The organism is Bacillus sp. MYb56, from assembly GCF_002976445.1.
Taxonomy (GTDB): domain Bacteria; phylum Bacillota; class Bacilli; order Bacillales; family Bacillaceae_G; genus Bacillus_A; species Bacillus_A mycoides.
On the sequence record NZ_PCOH01000003.1, the window covers coordinates 192,710 to 211,061 of the forward strand.

General features: G+C 33.7%; 19 protein-coding genes, 2 other RNA genes and 1 riboswitch. Of the genes, 3 read left to right on the forward strand and 18 right to left on the reverse strand.

Features of this window, described 5'->3' with window-relative positions; all coding sequences use genetic code 11:
- Nucleotides 1-3: 3 nt before the first annotated feature.
- From CQ058_RS05735 to CQ058_RS05785, 11 genes are all read right to left on the reverse strand, one after another.
- Entirely contained in the window at nucleotides 4-1,440 is a 1,437-nt protein-coding gene (locus CQ058_RS05735; RefSeq protein WP_142396329.1) for an oligosaccharide flippase family protein, read from the reverse strand.
- Between the two features lie 83 nt (nucleotides 1,441-1,523).
- A complete protein-coding gene (locus CQ058_RS05740) occupies nucleotides 1,524-2,162 on the reverse strand; it encodes a sugar transferase (RefSeq protein WP_105589526.1) in 639 nt (212 codons plus the stop codon).
- Between the two features lie 18 nt (nucleotides 2,163-2,180).
- Nucleotides 2,181-2,801, reverse strand: coding sequence for a CpsD/CapB family tyrosine-protein kinase (locus CQ058_RS05745; RefSeq protein WP_002186267.1), 621 nt, complete (start codon nucleotides 2,799-2,801; stop codon nucleotides 2,181-2,183).
- Nucleotides 2,788-3,531 carry a YveK family protein gene (locus CQ058_RS05750; RefSeq protein ID WP_002193180.1) on the reverse strand — a complete coding sequence of 248 codons (744 nt, stop codon included), beginning with the start codon at nucleotides 3,529-3,531 and terminating at the stop codon, nucleotides 2,788-2,790. The genes CQ058_RS05745 and CQ058_RS05750 overlap by 14 nt, the downstream gene beginning before the upstream one ends.
- 33 nt (nucleotides 3,532-3,564) lie before the next feature.
- The gene (locus CQ058_RS05755; RefSeq protein ID WP_002189032.1) at nucleotides 3,565-4,725 is read right to left on the reverse strand and encodes an acyltransferase family protein; all 1,161 of its coding nucleotides are present in this window, start codon (nucleotides 4,723-4,725) and stop codon (nucleotides 3,565-3,567) included.
- Nucleotides 4,726-5,057: 332 nt separating this feature from the next.
- A complete protein-coding gene (locus CQ058_RS05760) occupies nucleotides 5,058-5,198 on the reverse strand; it encodes an FbpB family small basic protein (protein WP_001228050.1) in 141 nt (46 codons plus the stop codon).
- A gap of 188 nt (nucleotides 5,199-5,386) precedes the next feature.
- Nucleotides 5,387-6,253 (reverse strand): 5'-3' exonuclease, encoded by an 867-nt coding sequence (locus tag CQ058_RS05765; RefSeq protein WP_002135339.1) that lies wholly within the window; start codon nucleotides 6,251-6,253, stop codon nucleotides 5,387-5,389.
- Between the two features lie 132 nt (nucleotides 6,254-6,385).
- Entirely contained in the window at nucleotides 6,386-7,111 is a 726-nt protein-coding gene (locus CQ058_RS05770) for a P-type ATPase actuator domain-containing protein (RefSeq protein WP_002189031.1), read from the reverse strand.
- A gap of 354 nt (nucleotides 7,112-7,465) precedes the next feature.
- A riboswitch (M-box (ykoK) riboswitch) is annotated at nucleotides 7,466-7,631 on the reverse strand.
- 203 nt (nucleotides 7,632-7,834) lie between these two features.
- Nucleotides 7,835-8,221 (reverse strand): DUF350 domain-containing protein, encoded by a 387-nt coding sequence (locus CQ058_RS05775; RefSeq protein WP_002086561.1) that lies wholly within the window; start codon nucleotides 8,219-8,221, stop codon nucleotides 7,835-7,837.
- Nucleotides 8,218-9,453, reverse strand: a complete 1,236-nt coding sequence (locus tag CQ058_RS05780) for a glutathionylspermidine synthase family protein (RefSeq protein ID WP_002193181.1) — start codon at nucleotides 9,451-9,453, stop codon at nucleotides 8,218-8,220. Before CQ058_RS05780 ends, CQ058_RS05775 begins: the two co-directional genes overlap by 4 nt.
- 3 nt (nucleotides 9,454-9,456) lie before the next feature.
- Entirely contained in the window at nucleotides 9,457-9,768 is a 312-nt protein-coding gene (locus CQ058_RS05785; protein WP_002126505.1) for a hypothetical protein, read from the reverse strand.
- An 83-nt stretch (nucleotides 9,769-9,851) separates the two neighbouring features.
- Here CQ058_RS05785 and CQ058_RS05790 point away from each other — a divergent pair, with 83 nt between their 5' ends.
- Entirely contained in the window at nucleotides 9,852-10,301 is a 450-nt protein-coding gene (locus tag CQ058_RS05790; RefSeq protein WP_002030848.1) for a hypothetical protein, read from the forward strand.
- Between the two features lie 55 nt (nucleotides 10,302-10,356).
- Here CQ058_RS05790 and ssrS (CQ058_RS05795) read toward each other — a convergent pair.
- From ssrS (CQ058_RS05795) to CQ058_RS05815, 5 genes are all read right to left on the reverse strand, one after another.
- Nucleotides 10,357-10,540, reverse strand: a non-coding RNA gene (gene ssrS, locus CQ058_RS05795) — 6S RNA.
- Between the two features lie 21 nt (nucleotides 10,541-10,561).
- Nucleotides 10,562-10,744, reverse strand: a non-coding RNA gene (gene ssrS, locus CQ058_RS05800) — 6S RNA.
- 116 nt (nucleotides 10,745-10,860) lie between these two features.
- Nucleotides 10,861-11,694, reverse strand: a complete 834-nt coding sequence (locus tag CQ058_RS05805; protein ID WP_002193182.1) for a sulfurtransferase — start codon at nucleotides 11,692-11,694, stop codon at nucleotides 10,861-10,863.
- Nucleotides 11,695-11,696: 2 nt separating this feature from the next.
- Nucleotides 11,697-11,969, reverse strand: coding sequence for a YpbS family protein (locus tag CQ058_RS05810; protein WP_000451806.1), 273 nt, complete (start codon nucleotides 11,967-11,969; stop codon nucleotides 11,697-11,699).
- 21 nt (nucleotides 11,970-11,990) lie between these two features.
- Entirely contained in the window at nucleotides 11,991-12,458 is a 468-nt protein-coding gene (locus tag CQ058_RS05815) for a GNAT family N-acetyltransferase (RefSeq protein WP_002086567.1), read from the reverse strand.
- Nucleotides 12,459-12,529: 71 nt separating this feature from the next.
- Here CQ058_RS05815 and CQ058_RS05820 point away from each other — a divergent pair, with 71 nt between their 5' ends.
- A complete protein-coding gene (locus CQ058_RS05820; protein WP_000369740.1) occupies nucleotides 12,530-12,784 on the forward strand; it encodes a DUF3931 domain-containing protein in 255 nt (84 codons plus the stop codon).
- Nucleotides 12,785-12,787: 3 nt separating this feature from the next.
- On the opposite strand, the gene CQ058_RS05825 is transcribed toward CQ058_RS05820, so the two are convergent.
- On the reverse strand, nucleotides 12,788-16,447 hold the full coding sequence (locus CQ058_RS05825) for a dynamin family protein (RefSeq protein WP_002193183.1): 3,660 nt from the start codon (nucleotides 16,445-16,447) through the stop codon (nucleotides 12,788-12,790).
- Between the two features lie 218 nt (nucleotides 16,448-16,665).
- Entirely contained in the window at nucleotides 16,666-16,821 is a 156-nt protein-coding gene (locus tag CQ058_RS31720) for a hypothetical protein (protein ID WP_002011935.1), read from the reverse strand.
- A gap of 354 nt (nucleotides 16,822-17,175) precedes the next feature.
- On the opposite strand from CQ058_RS31720, the gene CQ058_RS05835 reads away from it, so the two are divergent.
- Nucleotides 17,176-18,339, forward strand: a complete 1,164-nt coding sequence (locus CQ058_RS05835) for a DUF418 domain-containing protein (protein WP_105589527.1) — start codon at nucleotides 17,176-17,178, stop codon at nucleotides 18,337-18,339.
- Nucleotides 18,340-18,352 lie beyond the last annotated feature (13 nt).

Here is an 18,352-nt window from a genome sequence, read left to right on the forward strand (position 1 = left end):
AGGCTATATCTCCTGCTTCGTAATATAATCCTTTTCTCGTATTTTTCTTATAAATGAAAGAATAAGTTTTTTTAACTCATAATCATATAGGAATATACCAACTACTACGATAAACGTATTAAGAACAAGTGCAATCAAATTATATGTCTTTAATACATATTGCACTCCAATAAAAGTTACACCAAAATAAATTGTATACGGTATTACAATTTGGAATACAATTTTTTTCCTCACTGTACTTACTGCTGTATATCCAATCAAAGCCACTATTTCAAATAAAATCATAGCGTAAGCCGCTCCTCTAACTCCACCAATGCTACTGAAGCTATATAGCATAATTCCTCCAATTACTAAAGCAACACACTGTACGGCAGTTCTCTTATTTTGAAATCCACTCGTTGTTAAACCATCGGCAATAGCAACATTTAAACTTTGTAATACAATGAGAAAAGATAGTATTTGGAGCGGCTCTACTGCATTACTCCATTCCGCATGAAAAAATATAGAAATAAAATAGGGTGCTAAATTATATAAACCTATCGTCATACATATTCCCACGACCGCCATTGATTTTATTTGAATCATATTTAATTTCGTATGCTCTTCTAAATTATTCTGGTTATAGTGTTTAAAGAGCACTGGGAAAAATGCCCCTGCAATTACCCCTGGCACTTGATATAAAGCCGCTGGCATCCGATAAGCTACCGCGAAAACACCCACCATACTTAATGGTAATGTATAATTGAGTAAGATGGGTGCTAATTGTGGCGTACTCATTATTAAAAACCCACTAACAATAAAAGGACCTAATTTCCAAAACAATCCTTTATGAATTGCTACTTTCATATTAATGTTCGTCTTTTTTCTCATAACGTATATGCTAAATAAACCGCCAATCATATAACCAAAACCATATAAGCGAGCTGTTATATACACTGGTAATTCTCCGAAAATGCAAAAGCATGTAATTATAATGACAACTGTTGCGGATACAACTTTAATTAGTGCTATATATTTCATACGTTCCATAAGCTGAAAGTAGGCAATCCCTATATTTTGACATGTAAGGCCTATTAACATCAGGAACATTACGTTTAACATCATATAAATTAAATTCTTATCCTCGTACACATAATGAATAGCTATATAACCAATTACAGAAATAAAAATAAGAAGAAGTATCCTTATCTTTATGTATGAAGATACAATCGTCCCTAAATCTACTCCATCCTTTGCCCCTTCTCGAAGAAATGTATTACTAAGCCCTAAATCTGTAAAAAATAACATTACAAACGTAAATGCTATCGCAACACTAAACATCCCGTAATTTTGTGCATTAAAAAAGTTGGCTAAAGCAATTAAGCTAATGGCTTGAAGAAGATTAGCTAAAATCGTACTATAAAATAGATGTACAATATTGTTTAGAATGGATCTACCCATACCAGTTCTCCTTTGCATGTAACCTACTTATATTTGTTGTGTATTAATTTAATATTTACATAAAATTATATTTACTATGTTTTTTATCTTGCGCCATTCCCATTCAATACAATAAAAACTGTCTTACATAAAATACGAATATCCATTCTAATCGTCTTCACTTCAATATATTCCATATCAAATTCCAACTTTTCTTTCGGATCAAGATTATATCCTCCATTTATTTGTGCCCACCCTGTTAACCCTGGTTTTACTAATAAACGGTGCCTGAATTCTGGAATATTAACTTCGAATTTTTCATAAAAATACTCTCTCTCTGGCCTAGGACCAACAAAAGACATATCACCTTTTAAAATATTTATAAGTTGTGGTAATTCATCCATTCTCGTTTTTCTTATAAACAATCCAACCTTTGTAATTCTCGGATCATTTTCATTTGCCCATTGTGGTCCGTTCTTTTCAGCATCGCTAACCATCGATCTTAATTTAAATAAATAAAATCTCTTTCCATTGATTCCTAAACGCTCTTGAAAATAGATTGGAGCCCCTGATGTTTCTAAAGCAATCAAAATACAAAAAAACAACATAATTGGTATCGTAAAAAGTAACAATATGAGTGAAAATATAATATCAAACAAGCGTTTTACACTTCGATTCAAAACCTTATCCTTTTCTTGAGCCGGAATAGCATACAACTTAGCTTGATTTGTTTCACGAATCATGGATCGTTACCCCCAAATTCAAGAATATAAAACTATACCTAGCAATTCACATTCTTTTCTCTTTATGTCCGCTATTACTTTTTTCACTGTACGCAGCGAATCTTTTCGTTTTTTGACTGCCAAAATTACTCCATCACATTTCTCCGCAATAATATACGTAGCAGGAAGCTCAAATACTTCGGATGAATAAAAGAAAATATAATCAAAGTCTACTTTCCACTTGTCTATTACATTATCAAATTCATCCATAGCAACTAAGGGCGTCCCAGTATGTACATTTTTTTTTGCGGGAATACAATATAAATATTCAGAAAAAGAACTAGAAAAAGATTCATAATTTAAGGCGGAAGAGCTTAATATATCGTTTACTGTTGTCATATGGTTGCTGTGTAATAGTAGATGGAGTTTAGGATCAGAAAAATTCATATCGACAAGTAATACTTTTTTTTTCATTTCCGCAAAAACTAATCCCATATTTACTATAAGTGAAGCAACAACACCTCTATCCTTCGTTGAGCTAACTGTGAATACTCGTTTTCCTGATTTTTTCAATTCATGATATATAGTATAAAATTGCTCTTTCATCAGAGCATCATGCGGATCGAATGGCAGCTTTTTCTTTGTCTTAAACATCGACATGTTCACCTCGATATATAGATGATTGCTTATCAACCTCTGTAGGTTTCTTTTTTCTTTTCGGTTTCATATTTATATGACCAATAACAGAGACTGTCGTTATTTTCTCTAAATCCTGTTCCACGTATATACGTTCATCAAAATAATCTCGAAATACAGCTAAACCTACACCAACAAAAAAACTAACAATTAAAGAGATAGGAATGATAAGTTGAAATTTCGGAAACAGCTTTTCAGCTTCTTCCTGTAACTCTCGGTCAGTTAATATTTTTACCCCCTGTACATTCGTATACTGTTGAAAGCTTTTTTGAGATTGTTCTGCCAATGACTTTACAATTTCTTTCACGATTTTAGGATCCGAATCTTTTACTGTAACAGTAACAATTTGTGAGTTGTCCGTATTCAACACCGAAATTTTTTGTGCTAATTCATAACTTGATTGTTCTAATTTCAAAGTGTTTCTTACTGTCGAAATAATAAGTGGACTTTTTAAAATGTCAACAAACGATGTTACAAGTTGCTTATTTTCTTGTGTTTTATTCGCTGTATTTTCCTTATTAAACTCATCTAAATTTCCAACAAGAATTTGCGCTGAATATTGATACGAAGGCTTTAGCACATACATAGAAATAATAACTAGAGAAACGGTTAAACAACACATCGTCAAAATGATCGTTACGAATCTTCTTTTCAGTAACTGTTGAAAATCTTTCATACTAATTTCTTGCTTCAATGATTCCACCGCCTTTTTATGAATAGCATCCTGTTAATCATTTTGTACAGATAACCCTTTCTTTTCTATATCTTCTTGTTTTGTTATATACTTTCCTAATCTGAATGAAAATTTCTCTACAAACAAATATGAAATCGTTGCAAGTATAAAAGAAAGAATGAGCGACATAATCAAAATAATAGTTAGCGGTAATATTTCATTGAGCATGTATATTAAGGAAAATAATGATATAAGATGATACAAATAAAGACTGTAAGAAATTTTTCCCAAATACAACAAGTATTTATTGCGTAGCAAGGTTGAAAATGTTGACACTGAAAGGCTTAATATGACAAATAGACATGCGCTTATCGCTACTACGTAGTCTCGAAATATAAAATTATTGAGCACTTTAATTTCTCCAATAAGCCCTTCATACATATAAAGTAAAATCGCAAATAAAAACCATGTAATTTTCGTATTTTTAGTACAATTACTATAAAAAGCTATTAAATTATTTTTATACTTCGCAACTAGTGCTCCTAGTAAAAACAGCACTGTGTAATGCAACGTTAATACATAGCTTGTTAATGTTAAACTCGAGCGAAATAAAAATAATATCACGACAGAACATATACTAAAACTAAACAATGATAGTAATGAACCCCTTACTGTTTTGCGTAAACAAACCATCAAAACTAACGGGAAAATTATAGATATTCGCATTTCATGTACAAGTGACCAAATCACACTGTTATATGTATCTGTATTATATTTCCCAACCAATAAAACATGCTGTGCTATTAGACTTAAAGAACTTTCAATCGTCCATGAGCGATTAAACCATTCGCTTAAATAAGAAATACCATATTTACTTATTGTAGTCTGGCATATAATAGCTATGACTATTGCCACAATATATGGAATGTATATTCTGCATATACGTTTTAAAAGGTATGATCCATAGCTACTATTTGTTTTTTGAATAGATTCATACAAAACAAATCCACTCAAAACAAAAAAGATAATAACAGATTCGTTACCACTACTAAAAATAAGACGTGCAGGCGTTTCTTTTAATAGATATACAACAAATGGTTTATTATCTTCATAACTGTAATTTTGAAATGCTGAGAAAATCATCAAATAATGACCAATCATTACTACCAATGAAGAAATTCCTCTTATAGAATCCAGTTCTTCATGCCTCTCCATCGTTTTACATCAACTCCTAATGAAATGATAATAATCATTTCAAAGCGACATCTATATTCATATTCCTCTCCTTTCTTTTCATTCCAATTTTTCATATTAAAATGATTTTATAGTATAAATTTGAGTGTATTGTAACATTTTTTGTAATATTATGAATAGTAAATCTTAAAAATTGGTATATGCCAATTTCAACCTCGAAAAATTGGTAATATTGTTAGAAAAACACTATAAAAATATGTTGCATACTTACAAAATTAAAGAGAGGACTAGTGTTTTTTCAATATAAAATAAAAAAGATAGCCTTTATTTATAGGCTATCTTTTTTATTTTATTTAATTATTAGCACCATTATATGCTACATGTCGTTTCTCAATCCGTTCTTCAATTTCTTTCATATTCTCTTTATTAGTTAGTAGGGATTGTTTATTTTCTATTAATAATTGTTTAAAGGATTTTCTCACTTTTTTTCGCATGTTTATTTTCCTCCTTGGGGGATGGTTTATATAAAAGATAAGGAATTATCTGTGTGTTCTTATAATAATTGATTGTTGTGAATTCCATTTGAACTTCAGATGAAAATTCCGTTTATTTTCTGACAACTTTGTGAACAAAAAAAAGAAAGGTTAATCAAAAATATATTTGATCAACCTTTCCATGCTCTTTAAAGCATATTAATTAATATTTCAGGTCTTCCCCAATTCATTTCGTTACAAACAAAGCGTAGTTTTTCTTCGTCCATTGTGTGTAACCCTTCTTCTAATAAGCATGAAATTGGAACTTCACAATGAATTTGCGCTAATTGTAAAGAGATATTTAAATTCTCTAAATCACTTTCAATTTTTGTGCGCTGCGCTTTCGTTAATGATGCTATATTTTCTAGCACTGCCGATACTGTCCCGTATTCTTGAATCAGCTTATACGCTGTTTTTTCACCAATACCTTTTACACCCGGATAATTATCACTTGTATCTCCCATGAAAGCTTTCGCATGAACAATTTGCCAAGGTTCTACACCTTTCTCTTCCATGATTTTTTCCGGTGTGTAATACTCGTAATTTCCAATTCCTTTACGAAGAAGCATAACTGTAACATTCGTATCAACAAGTTGAAGTAAATCTGTATCACCTGTCAAAATATAAACTTCCGCTTCATTGCAATATTGTTTTGCAAGCGTACCGATACAATCATCCGCTTCATAACCTTTCATACCGATTACAGGCATAGATAATTTCGCAGTCATTTCTTGCACTAAATCAAATTGCGGAATTAATTCTTCCGGCGGTGCTGCACGATTTGCTTTATAATTCGAGAAAGATTCCGTTCTAAATGTCGTACTTCCCATATCCCAGCACGTTACAATGTGCGTTGGTTCGATTGCTTGTGTTGCTGTTAATAAATGCTTCATATAACCATGAATCCCATTCGTCGGGGTACCATCTTGTCGTTTCATAAATTGTCCATATACACTTGTTGCGTAAAAAGCACGAAATAATAGTGCCATACCATCAACTAATAATACTTTTTTCATAATTCCTCTCCTACTAACAAAAAATAATAACCTCACGTTATCACGTAAGGTTATATATAGATTACCATTCTACGTTTTTGTTCAACTTTGTCTATTATACATTGTTTTTGTATATTTAGCATCATTAACACATTAAGACATTCTACCGTAGCAAGTATGAAGTATTCCTGAATACGTATTTTTACCTGTCGAAACAACTACAGCCTTTGCATTTCCGTCAACAATATACGTACCTTTGAAACATACATTTTCAAGTTCAAGTGGATTATAGTCTTTCATCCGTTTTAATGGAATAAATCGTTTACGTTCAAGATGATAGCAACTTTCAAATTTCTCAATACTAGCATCGTTTCCTGTCAGCATAGATTCATTTACTAATAAATCATTTGCATAAATAATACGTACATCTGCTGGCACTGTATCGCCCTCTGCAAGAAAAATCATATCTCCAGGTACAAGCTCTTGTACTGGTAATTTCATCATTTTTAGTTCACTGTTTAGCCCTGTTACGCTACAGCCAGCTACTCTAGAAACAGTAACTGTTTCACATTGTAATTCATCACCCATATTTTGTTTTGAAAGACCTGGGATCATTCCACTTAGCTTCATCATTACTTCCGCAATACGCGCTCTTTTTGAAGTTAATTCATTTCGGCCGTATACTTGAATACGCTTTTGTGCCTCTTTCATAGATAGTCCGTCTCTTGTTGTTTTAAAATACGCAAATACAGATTTTACATCTCTTGTTGCGATTTCAATTAATAAATCTTTATTTTTTTGAAGCATTGTTTGTTCTTTCATTGCTTTTTTACTTAATTTATACGAAGTGTTACCCACACTTTTATTTACATATAACATATTATCGTCTCCTCCTTTACAACATAGGAAGAAACGCTTTGTTTCTCAATTTATCCACTTTACTGTGAAAGTGTCTAGCGCTTAAATACTCGAATAAACGCTACATTATGATAAATATAGAGGGAGGAACAAGTCGTTTCCTGCCTACATCATATATTTTTGATTTGAAGTATATGGGTAACGGAACCGAGTCAGAATTTGACATGCTCCTCACCTCCTCTTTAATTTTTTAGTTATAATCTATACTATGAAATTACTCATAGCTTGCTAACAAAAAAGACCCTTACTCATAAGAGAGCAAAGGTCATTGCATACACAAATAAGCGATTCCTAATATAATACAATTAGAAATCTATGGACCTCTCCCTCGCCGAGTTTTAGCACTGTATAGCATAGGTTCATTACCAGCTACGTTAAGAAAAACCTTAATTCGATCATTCCTGTTGACCCATTGGCGTCTCTCGACATTTTTGGGCAGTAGCATTTCTCTATACAGGAGCCTCACCTAACAGAGACTTATTATAATTACATAGAAAATGTTACTCTTATTTAAAATAGATGTCAACACTTTGTATGGAAACTTTTCCTTATTACAATAACTATCTCGAGTTTAGTACACTAATACGCATCCTGCTCAGCGTTCGGCTACATAAATTAATTGAACACATATTGCAAAAAATTAGCAAATGAAAAATAAAACCCTTACGTTAAAATGTAAGGGTTTTAATACGTTACACAACCAGCAATTACAATTCCGATGGAAAGTGATAAAAACATAAGGAAAAGACCAACTGCTTGATTATCTTCTTCAAGACTTTTATTAATATTAAAACGTGGTGTAAGCCATTCCGCTAAATAAAAGACAATAATTTGAGCTAAAATCCCAACAGCTCCCCATGAAACCATATCAAGAATTGAAATAGAATTAGCAGCCGTTGAATATAAAACGATAGCAAGACCAAGTAGTCTTCCTCCAAGTACATAGCTTACCGCTTTATTCCCTTGAGCCATTAACTTAAATTCCTTAACTTTCGTTGTCACTTCCATAAGAAAAAGACCGATACACAAAAGTACAAGTGATACTGCTAAATATAGTAAAAAATTAATCATTTATTTTCCTCCTTCTTAATACCTACCGGTAAATAATACGATTCATTTCCCGTAATTTTTTCTCCGGCACGTATACCGATGCTGCTCGCTTTTCCAGCAATTAAAAAAGCCCCAAACACGTACGACAGCTTCTCAATTCCTTTTTCAGTTTCCAAAAATACAACTGGAAGCTCTGTATATTTCTGAAATATAGGCAGTGACGATTTATACGTTTCATGTGCATTTCGAATCATAATATTTGTATCCTTATCACGAATCGTAATCGTGTCACCTTCCCTACCGAACGAAGGTTTTTGAACGAACGGACTTTTCCCAAAAAATAAATCTGGCTCTAAATATGTAGGAAGCATATATTCTTTAATCCACTTTTGTTCCTCACTTGTGTAAAAAGCACCTTCTTCTGCTAATCCCCAAATAAGACATTGAATTGATTTCGGCTGAAGTAAAAAGGCCGACAAAGGATTTATAATAAAAAGCTTTCCTTCTTTTACAAGTTGCAAAAGTTCTACTCCCACCAAATCCCCCGTTTCGGGATCTTGATCTTCAATTAAGTCTTCAATTGGATATGTTTGGCGATACAAAACATCAATTGGTACACCATCTCTATCTACTAAAGCATCATCTGTAATTCTAAGTTCTGTCATTGGCATTACTTTATTTTCAACATGACATAGCCTACTTAAATACATAGTCGTATTCCAATCTTCTATATGTTCAGGATGAGCTGTGAAAACAACATTTGGATCTTCCATTCCTTTTGTAAACTCCATTACGGCTTTTGTAATACCAGAAGAAAGTAAGCGCTCTTGATTTGCATTTGGATCATCATAGTCAAGTTCTTCACAAACTTTTCCATTCATTTGAAAGCATTCCACAATAAAAGTTGGAGTATCACTATTAAACTCAAGCATTTTAATACGATTATCCTCTGTTAAAGCAAAATCAAATCGTGAAATAACAGATTCAGGATACATCCCTTTCAGTCTAATAAAAGGCAAGCTTGCAGTTGGAAAACCGAGTTCAAGAAGCTGTTCATTAGATAAATTCCGAAGAATTCTAGCAGTCTTAAAAAATATTTTTCCCATTCGTTCAGTTGCTACTTGTAATTGTTTCATTGTTTGCTCTGTTATCGGGAAAACATGAAACAAACTATACTCACATTCATATAAGTCCGACCAGAAATGAGGATAATTCGAATAAAATTCTTTTCTTTTCTTTATGTATTGCGACATATTTTAACCTCCAAATCCACCTTTTGAACCGCTTCCAATTCCACCTTTAAATTCGGCCGAAGATTGATAAGTTTTAAACTCTGATGAATTTTTGAAGGTGGATTTATTTTGATAGTATGTACCACCATAAAAGTAATGTCCACGATAACCTGAACTACTATCATCACACTGCCAAACACCAAGCTCATCATCCCAATCCCAATCAGAACAACTATTATCATTCGGTTCGGGGGGAATATCTTGCGCGCAGCCAAATAAAGTGCCCGTCATTAAAGATGTTAGGACACCACCTACTAGCCATTTCGTTTTTGTCACCTTTGCACTCCCCTTTTTAAATTATATTTCTATTATATAAGATGTCATGATAAAGTAGAAGAAAAAGGAAGAAGAGGGATAAAATGCGATTGGAATATCGGCTCAATGATGAAACAAACGGGTATCCAGCTTTATGGAACTACGCAAATATTTCTAATTCTGAAATTGTCGCGCGCATGACTTGTGAATATTTTATAAAAGATGGAAATACATATATCGTTACTGCAACTTCAGTAGATCCAGACGGGACAGCAGTGTTATATATACAAAAAGAAGTTTTTTCCAACGACCCTTCAGATCCTACATACTCGCACATAGGTTTTGAAATTAGAGAACTAAAGGAAACCTGCTCAATTATGATAGAAAGTAAAGATATTTGGAATTACGAGGATATCTTACCCTCTCTCCATTCAGATATTATATATATTCAACGGGATGGAATACATTTGGAATTCACCCTCGATTCAAGAGAAATTGATGAAGACCGCAAGTGCTATATTTATTATGGGAACTTTACAGGTAAATCTAGATAACATGAGTATATTTATTCAACAAAAAAACCTTACGTATAAAACGTAAGGTTTTTTATATAGTCCCACATATGCCGTTATCTATAGATGTCCATAAACCTGCTTTCACAGGTGGATGTTCTCACAAATGTTTGTAACTTCCTTCTTAAAAAGATGGCCTGCTATCTACATTTAAATATTGAACTTCCGCATTATACTTATTGGTTTAAGACATACACAAGCTACGTACACCGTAGGAATTTTATATACTATTAGTTGAAATAAGACCCCCGCAAGTGCCGTCTCTCGTAAATGTCCAAAAACCCGCTACTCGCAGGTGGATGCCCTCACAGTTACCGTATATCTTCCTCCACAAGGAAGGCTTGATAATGGTCACTAAATATTGAGCTTCCGTAAAACTAACATCGGTTTTAGACATAAATAAGTTACGCACACCGCAGGATGTATTATTTACTTGTCGTTATATTATCACATTGTTTCCAATGTGTAAAATATAATTTTTTTGAAGCAATCTCTTGCTTGTGACCTTATTTTAATACAAATTATTTTTGCATGCAAGTGATTAATCTTCTTCTTTTGCAATTTGATTTTCTGGATAAGAAATCCAATCACTCCAGCTACCTGTATACAATTTAACATTTTGAAAACCAGCTAATTTTAATGCAACTATGTTCGGACACACTGTAACACCAGAACCGCAATATACGATTGTTTCCTTCTCTTTATCAAGATTTTGGAAACGCCCTTGCTGTTCCTCTTCGTTTTTAAAGTGTCCCGATTCTAAAATCCCATCTTTCCAAAAATAGTTTACTGCCGTCGGAATATGCCCTGCCTTCGAATCAACGAGCTCTTCCGCACCAGCATAACGTTTTGGTTCCCTAGAATCAATTAATGTCATATTTGCACCTGCACGAATTTTCCCTCTCACATCTTCCATCGTTACAAGCATATTTTCTTGTATTTCCGGTATAAAAGGTTTTCGTGCAATAACTGGGATATTCGGCGTTGTGTGTAGTCCATTCTCTTTCCAAGCTGGAAATCCGCCATCTAATATATATACTTTCTCATGTCCTACATAGTTTAATAACCACCAGAGACGAGAAGCATTTGCACCCGCTTGACTGTCATATGCAATTACTGTCGTATGTTCACCAATACCAGCTTGTGAAAGCTTGTCTGCAAACTCCTCAATATTCGGCAATGGATGGCGACCACCATGTTCTGTTACAGGACTTGATAAATCTAAATTCAAATCAAAATATAACGCATGAAGAATATGTTCTTCCTCATACTTTTCTCTACCCCAATTAGGATTCGCTAAATCAAAACGACAATCGATTATACGGACATTCTCATCTTCTATATGCTCACGTAACCATTCGACTGTAACTATCATCTTTAACGACCTTCTTTCTCTTGCAAACGACTTACATACTCCATAACCATTTCTTCTGTAACAAATTTACGCTGCAGTGTAACACCATTTTTTGCAAGATCATTAATTTGCTTTGTTACAACATTAATGATATCAACCGAAAATTCTTTCCCCTTTGACGCAAGAGATACGGCTGCTTCAATAGCTGCTTCACGCTGCGCATCTAATTGTAAACATGCTTTTACACTTTCATTTTGTTTACGAGAATGTGCTGTAATTGCTTTATGTACTTCCATCTTCTCTTCCCCCTAAATAAGTTATACGTTCTTATTCAATTCCATTGCAAGCCGAATCATATCGCGACATACAATCCCATTTTCAATAATCTCTTCTTCATAATGCTTTGAAAAGTAATCAAAATCAATAGAAAAAATACGAAATCCACATTTTTGATATAAAGCAAGTTGTGAAACACTAGAATTGCCTGTACCAACTTCAAGTTTTGACATACCATATCCTTTAGCAGTTTCTACGGCATGACTTAATAGCTGCTTTCCAATCCCTTTTCCTTGCAAATGCTCTACAACCGCAATATTCATAATTTCCATTGTCCTTGGTCTTGTTTCCAAAAGCACATATACACCGATGATTCTTTCTTCTTGTTTAGCTATATACGTAAACCCTCTCTGTACATATGCATCAATTTGGCTTTCACTTGGATCAGCAAGAAGTAATAAAGATTTCGGTATAGCTTCTTTCGAAATACGCTCTATGACAACAGACATAAAAATTCCCCCTCCTCTATTGTTCTAAACCCCCCTTGTCTACCATAGATAATAGAAAGGAGGGATTCACCATGGACAACAATGAGAAAAAATGCAACGTCATCTCTATTGATGGAAAGAAAAAGAAGAGCGACACATATTCCTATCCAAAATTAGTAGTAGAAAACAAAACGTATGAGTTTTCTTCATTCGTCTTATGCGGTGAAACACCAGACGGCAGACGCTTAGTTCTTACCCATATGATTTCTACTGATGAGTTTGCAGGGTTTGTAAAATCTTTAGATACTGTACTACAAAAGAAAATTGAACGAATCTTTTTTTCATAACAGCTATTTAATATAAATTTCTTTTTCAATTTCTACTAACTGCTTTTGTAGCTCTTCTTTACTTTGTTCGTATAGTGATACATCAATTGTTTCAGCTAAAGCGAATAATATACTTTCATAATAATTCTCAACATCTTGCTGCATCACTTTTTGGAATAGGTTCCATTTTGCATCCCACTCTTGTTTATAATGATGAACGAATAAATCTTCTTCATCAACTACATAGTTTGATACGAAAGGTTCTAACACTCCTTTAGCGTCTTCTTGCATAAAAGCTTTATCATTTTTTTCAAAAAAGCTTTTCTCATTTTTAAAATGTGCTAGTGCCTTTTTAAAATCTTTTATTTCTATTGAAGGAAACGGCTCTTTATGTGTAATAATTTTATATTCATAATCCACTGTTCCACCCATAGAAATCGATTCATTTTCCACTTTGCAATTCACAACAATTTCATCCTTTGCACGCTTCATCGCTTCATCTATCCATTTTTCAAGACGTAATGATGTCGCACGCATTTCTTGTAATAAATCATGTTGAATAAATGAAACTAATTCCATTACACATTGCTGTAACTGCATTTTCACATTCCCATCTGTTCGTAACGACGCCGGATTAATAAATTCAGTAAACACATCGTTATAGCGTAAAAATAGACGTTGGTGTACATAATAAAGCAATTCTTTCACTTCATTTTGCATTGCTTGCTCTTCAGCAAGTACACTATATGATGAAATAATATGAAGTAGCTGATTACGCTCTGCTTCATATTTTTTTGTTTGCTTCTCTTTCTCATCATTTCCCTGCTTTGCGCCATTTATCATATTTACAAGAAGCTGATTCGCTCCTTGCAATGCACCATATAAAGCATGCACAGATACAAGCATTAAATCCCTCATCATAAAGGACGTAAATGATTCTTCAAACTTAGTAATCCCGGAGTTTTGTAAAATACCATACTTTTCTTTATCAATACTTTTCCCTTGCTTTTCTTCAAGCGCACATAAACTTGAAATTGCAAATAAACGTGGATTTCTAATACCGTATTGCAGGAGCTGATCCGCAATATAACCTTTTACCATTTCAAGTTCTTCTTCAGATTGTGCTAAATCGGCAGCATTTATTAAGAAGAACATTTTATCAAGTGCAAATGTATCCTTTACACGACCGAGCTGAATTAAAAATTCACGATCCGCACGAGAGAAAACATGATTATAGTATGTTACGAATAAAATAGCATCTGCGTTTTTAATATACTGGAATGCAACATCCGTATGGCGCGCGTTAATAGAATCCGCCCCTGGTGTATCTACAAGAGCTACTCCTTGCCTTGTTAAAGCACAATCATAATAAAGCTCCATATACTCAACAAAGCATGATTTTTCTTCATTAGCTACATAATCAGAGAACTCCTCTAATGTAACTTGTAATTGTTCCCCTAAATGATTAGCAACTGCCTCATATCCTTTTTGTACCGCTCGCAAAAAGCTAAATGTTGTTTTTTGCTTCCCGCTTGGTGAAGGGTATTTCATAATTTGATCAATTTTCGTTAACGCTTCTTCCAATGTAGCAATTTCATAGTGAAACATTTTATAAACAGCTTTCATATCTTCTAACAGCGCTTGCTCTGACTTAAACTGGACAATTACCGTTCCATGTGGTTTATCTTCTGTAACTGGCAAAATTTGATTTATTGTTGCTGTCGTTGGGTTTGGCGATACAGGAAGTACCTTTTCACCGAGCAATGCGTTAGCAAATGATGATTTCCCAGCACTAAAAGCTCCAAATAACGCTACTGTAAATTGCTTCGTTTCTACACGCTGTCTTTTTCCAACTACTTCTTGCTGTAGATGTTTCAGTGTAGGCAATGGATCTAATATCGTTTCAGCTTTCTTCACTTTTTCTAATATACGCTGAATATTTAAAGCTTTCGTTCCTTTAATCTCTTCTTCACTAGCCGCTACGTTATCATTTACAATTTCTTGCTCTTGTAGTGTAAACTTCTCACTAACAACTTGTTTTTTACTTTGTAATATTTCGTCTATTTGCAATCCATCTGGTATAGAAACATTTTCATTCCAAATATCTCCTAAATAGCTCTCATATTCCTCATACGTCTTAATGTATTGTAATTTTGTTTCTTTTGCTGTTTGTAACATCGTGTATTTTTCAATTTCTTCTTCAATACGAGCAATCTCTATCTTCACTTTCTTCTGCAATATACCCGTACTTTTTCCAAAGATTTGCTGAGATTTCATAAAGTATCTTTTCTTTAACTCATTTGCAACGTCAGCAGTATAAAGAAGTAAGTAATCACCGGTAAATCCAGCCCCCTGTTTAATTGTTTCAGCCAACACTTCCGGTCCGAAAGCAATTTCTAACGCATATATGTCTTTCCCTATTTCCTCTGTAAATAACCCGTCTTCTTTTAAGAAGGCTACAATAAATTCTTTCACATGAAAATCAAGTTGCGTTTCAACAGTCTTTTGAAGAGCAGAATAAAAAGCATCTACACGTCTCTGTTTTTCTTGCTCCGTCTTTCCTTTCGCAAATAACAAACCAACTTTAAACTTCGTTAATTTCGTTTCTAAATATTTATTTGCCAATTCTCTCATTTCAAATGGCATTAAATACGCGTTATCTAATATGGCTTGTAAACCTTTTATAAATTCATTTCTCACATCAGATTCTTTACTAGCCACCCGATTTTTATTTTCAGTTAACTCTTCCTTTTTTTCAACTATCTCTGAAAGTGACAGTGGTGATGTTAATTCTTCTTCATATTTCATGAGATGTTTTTCATTTTCAGAAAGAATAAACGAACAATGTTCTTGCAGTAAATATTCTGTTTCTCGCTCCATTCCCTTTCTTACATACTGCTCTTTTTCTTTCATGATAGAAAAGATTAATGCTTCTAAACTTTGAATTTCATTGTATGGATGATTCATCATTCGCAATGATGTATAGAAAATACCATCTACTTCAATATCCCAGTTAGAAAAAGACTGTTTTACACTATCTCTATACTCTTCAAACGATAACTCATTTGCTTTATGTTTATCTATTTGGTTTACAACGAGATAAACCGTTTTATTACGTTGTTTCAATTCTTTAACAAACTGTAAGTTAACCTCTGATTGGACATGGTTATAATCCATCATATAGAAAATAACATCTGCTAGATGCAGTGTTGATTCCGTCGCTAATTGGTGGGCATCATCCGTAGAATCAATTCCGGGCGTATCAACTAACATAACCCCATCAGGAATTGGCGCATCATTTCGATAAATATGAACACCAATTACTTCATCACCGTCTTTACATATTTGTTTTAATTCTTCTGCTGAATATGCGCCGTCATATTCATACTCTTCTCCAGACTTAATCGTTACAACAACACGATCAGATCCTCTTTCAATTTTAACAACGTTAGCACTCGTTGGAATCGGACTTGTCGGTAATAATTGCGCTTTATATAGGTGATTCATCATTGTCGATTTCCCCGCAGAAAAATGACCACAAAAAGCTAGCATAAGCTGCTCTTGTTTATATTTTTGAATCACTTCAAACAACTTCAAACTATTCTCTACATCGCCGTTTTTTTGCCACTCTTCATAAAAACAAACAAGTTTTTTCATACCGTTTGTCTGTACTATGTTTGTCATCCCCTTGTTCCCCTTTATCCAAGATGTATATACTTTATCCCGCTATTTGTGGGCAGTAAAAACCCGTTTCGTGCGGGCTAGTAATCAGTGAGGGATAGACCTCCCCGCTGATTAAAGTTTCACTTTATTATCATACTAAATTTTCAGCATATTCACATCAAAAATAAAAAATCCCTTTCATTCTTTTTACAAATGAAAGGGATTTTATGTAATATTATTCATTTTGTTGTTCCTACTCCATTTAATACATACTTTGTAACACCAACATATATAGCAATCGTTCCTGCAACAAGCGCATACACCATATTAACACACCAACCTTTTTTGATAATGATTATCACTTTTGAATACATTTTATCATTAAAGAGAATCATTATCAACAAATTTCTAAAAAAAGAAAGCTCCTTCGGGAAAAGGAGCTTTACTGCCTGTTTTAAAGAAGTTTAAAACTTGCTGTGCACTCTTATTATATCTCATAATACACATCTTAGCAGTTTTAAAAATTGGAAATAACCTATATACCCTCCTCTTTACATTTTGTATAATAGAGTGAAACTGTAATTAGTGGGGATATTTCCCATCCCCACTAATTATTAGTTGAACCAATCGGGCTTTTACAAGCAGTCGATCTCCCACCTAACTTCCTCGTATTCACTGAATTTTGAGGTGGGAGTCTTACTGCTTGTTAATGCGGGATAAAAGGGAATTACTTAACAAGGAGGAAAATAATGACACAAAATATTTCACAAGGCGAGAGGATACATTCCATCGATATTATTAGAGGAATAGCTGTACTAGGTATTTTTCTTGTTAACTGGCCAGTTATCGCTGGTGTTGATTCTCGAGATATTTCCGGCGTTTATGATGGATTAGACAGCTATATTCGCTTATTTTATGACATGTTTATTCAAACGAAGTTTTATACTATTTTTTCATTTTTATTCGGATTAGGTTTTTATATCTTTATGAATCGTGCTGAGGCGAAAACAGATCGTCCGAAAACTTTATTTGTTCGCCGCTTGCTTATTTTATTATTATTTGGGTTCTTGCATTACGTTCTTTTATGGGACGGAGACATCTTACATAGTTATGCCATCGCTGGATTTTTCTTATTGTTATTTTATAAGAGAGAGCCTCGTACTATTTTAATATGGGCATTAGTTTTACTAAGTATTTTTCAATTTTTCATGCTAATCGCTAGTATAGTGGTTGCCTTAGTACCAAAGGCAGAGTTAGGGTTTTCCTTACCGATCATGCCACTTGAAGACTGGGTGTCACAAATACAAAATCGTTTCCATGCATTTTATTCTGAAGGAATTGGACTAAATGTATTCATGCTCCCAGAAACAGTTGGACTATTTTTACTTGGTTTATACGCCGGCAAAAAAGATATTTTCCGCCGCACGAAAGAGTTGGATCCAAAGCTTAAAAAATGGCAAATCATTATGTTCATTTTGACATTACCAATGTGGTTCTTCATGGTCCGTTACTTCTTATCAAAACCATCTTATGAACCATTTTATATGCAGGCCTTTACAATGTTTAGTGGAAAAACATTATTCATATTCTACATTTTCACGCTCATGCGTTTATTACAAAAAGAAAGATGGCAAACATTATTACGTCCGTTCCAGTATGTCAGACGAATGGCGTTAACAAATTACATCACGCATACGATTGTTACGTTACTTGTATTCGGCCTATTTTCCAAAAATTATTATCCCGCTCCATTATGGGTGGGACCACTATTTTGCATCGGCTTTTATACGTTACAAATCTTTATTAGCCACTGGTGGCTTTCACGTTACCAATATGGGCCACTTGAGTACATTTGGCGTCTTGGTACGTACGGGAAAATGATGCCACTTAAAAAGAAAAGCAAGGTCTCATAATGAGACCTTGCTT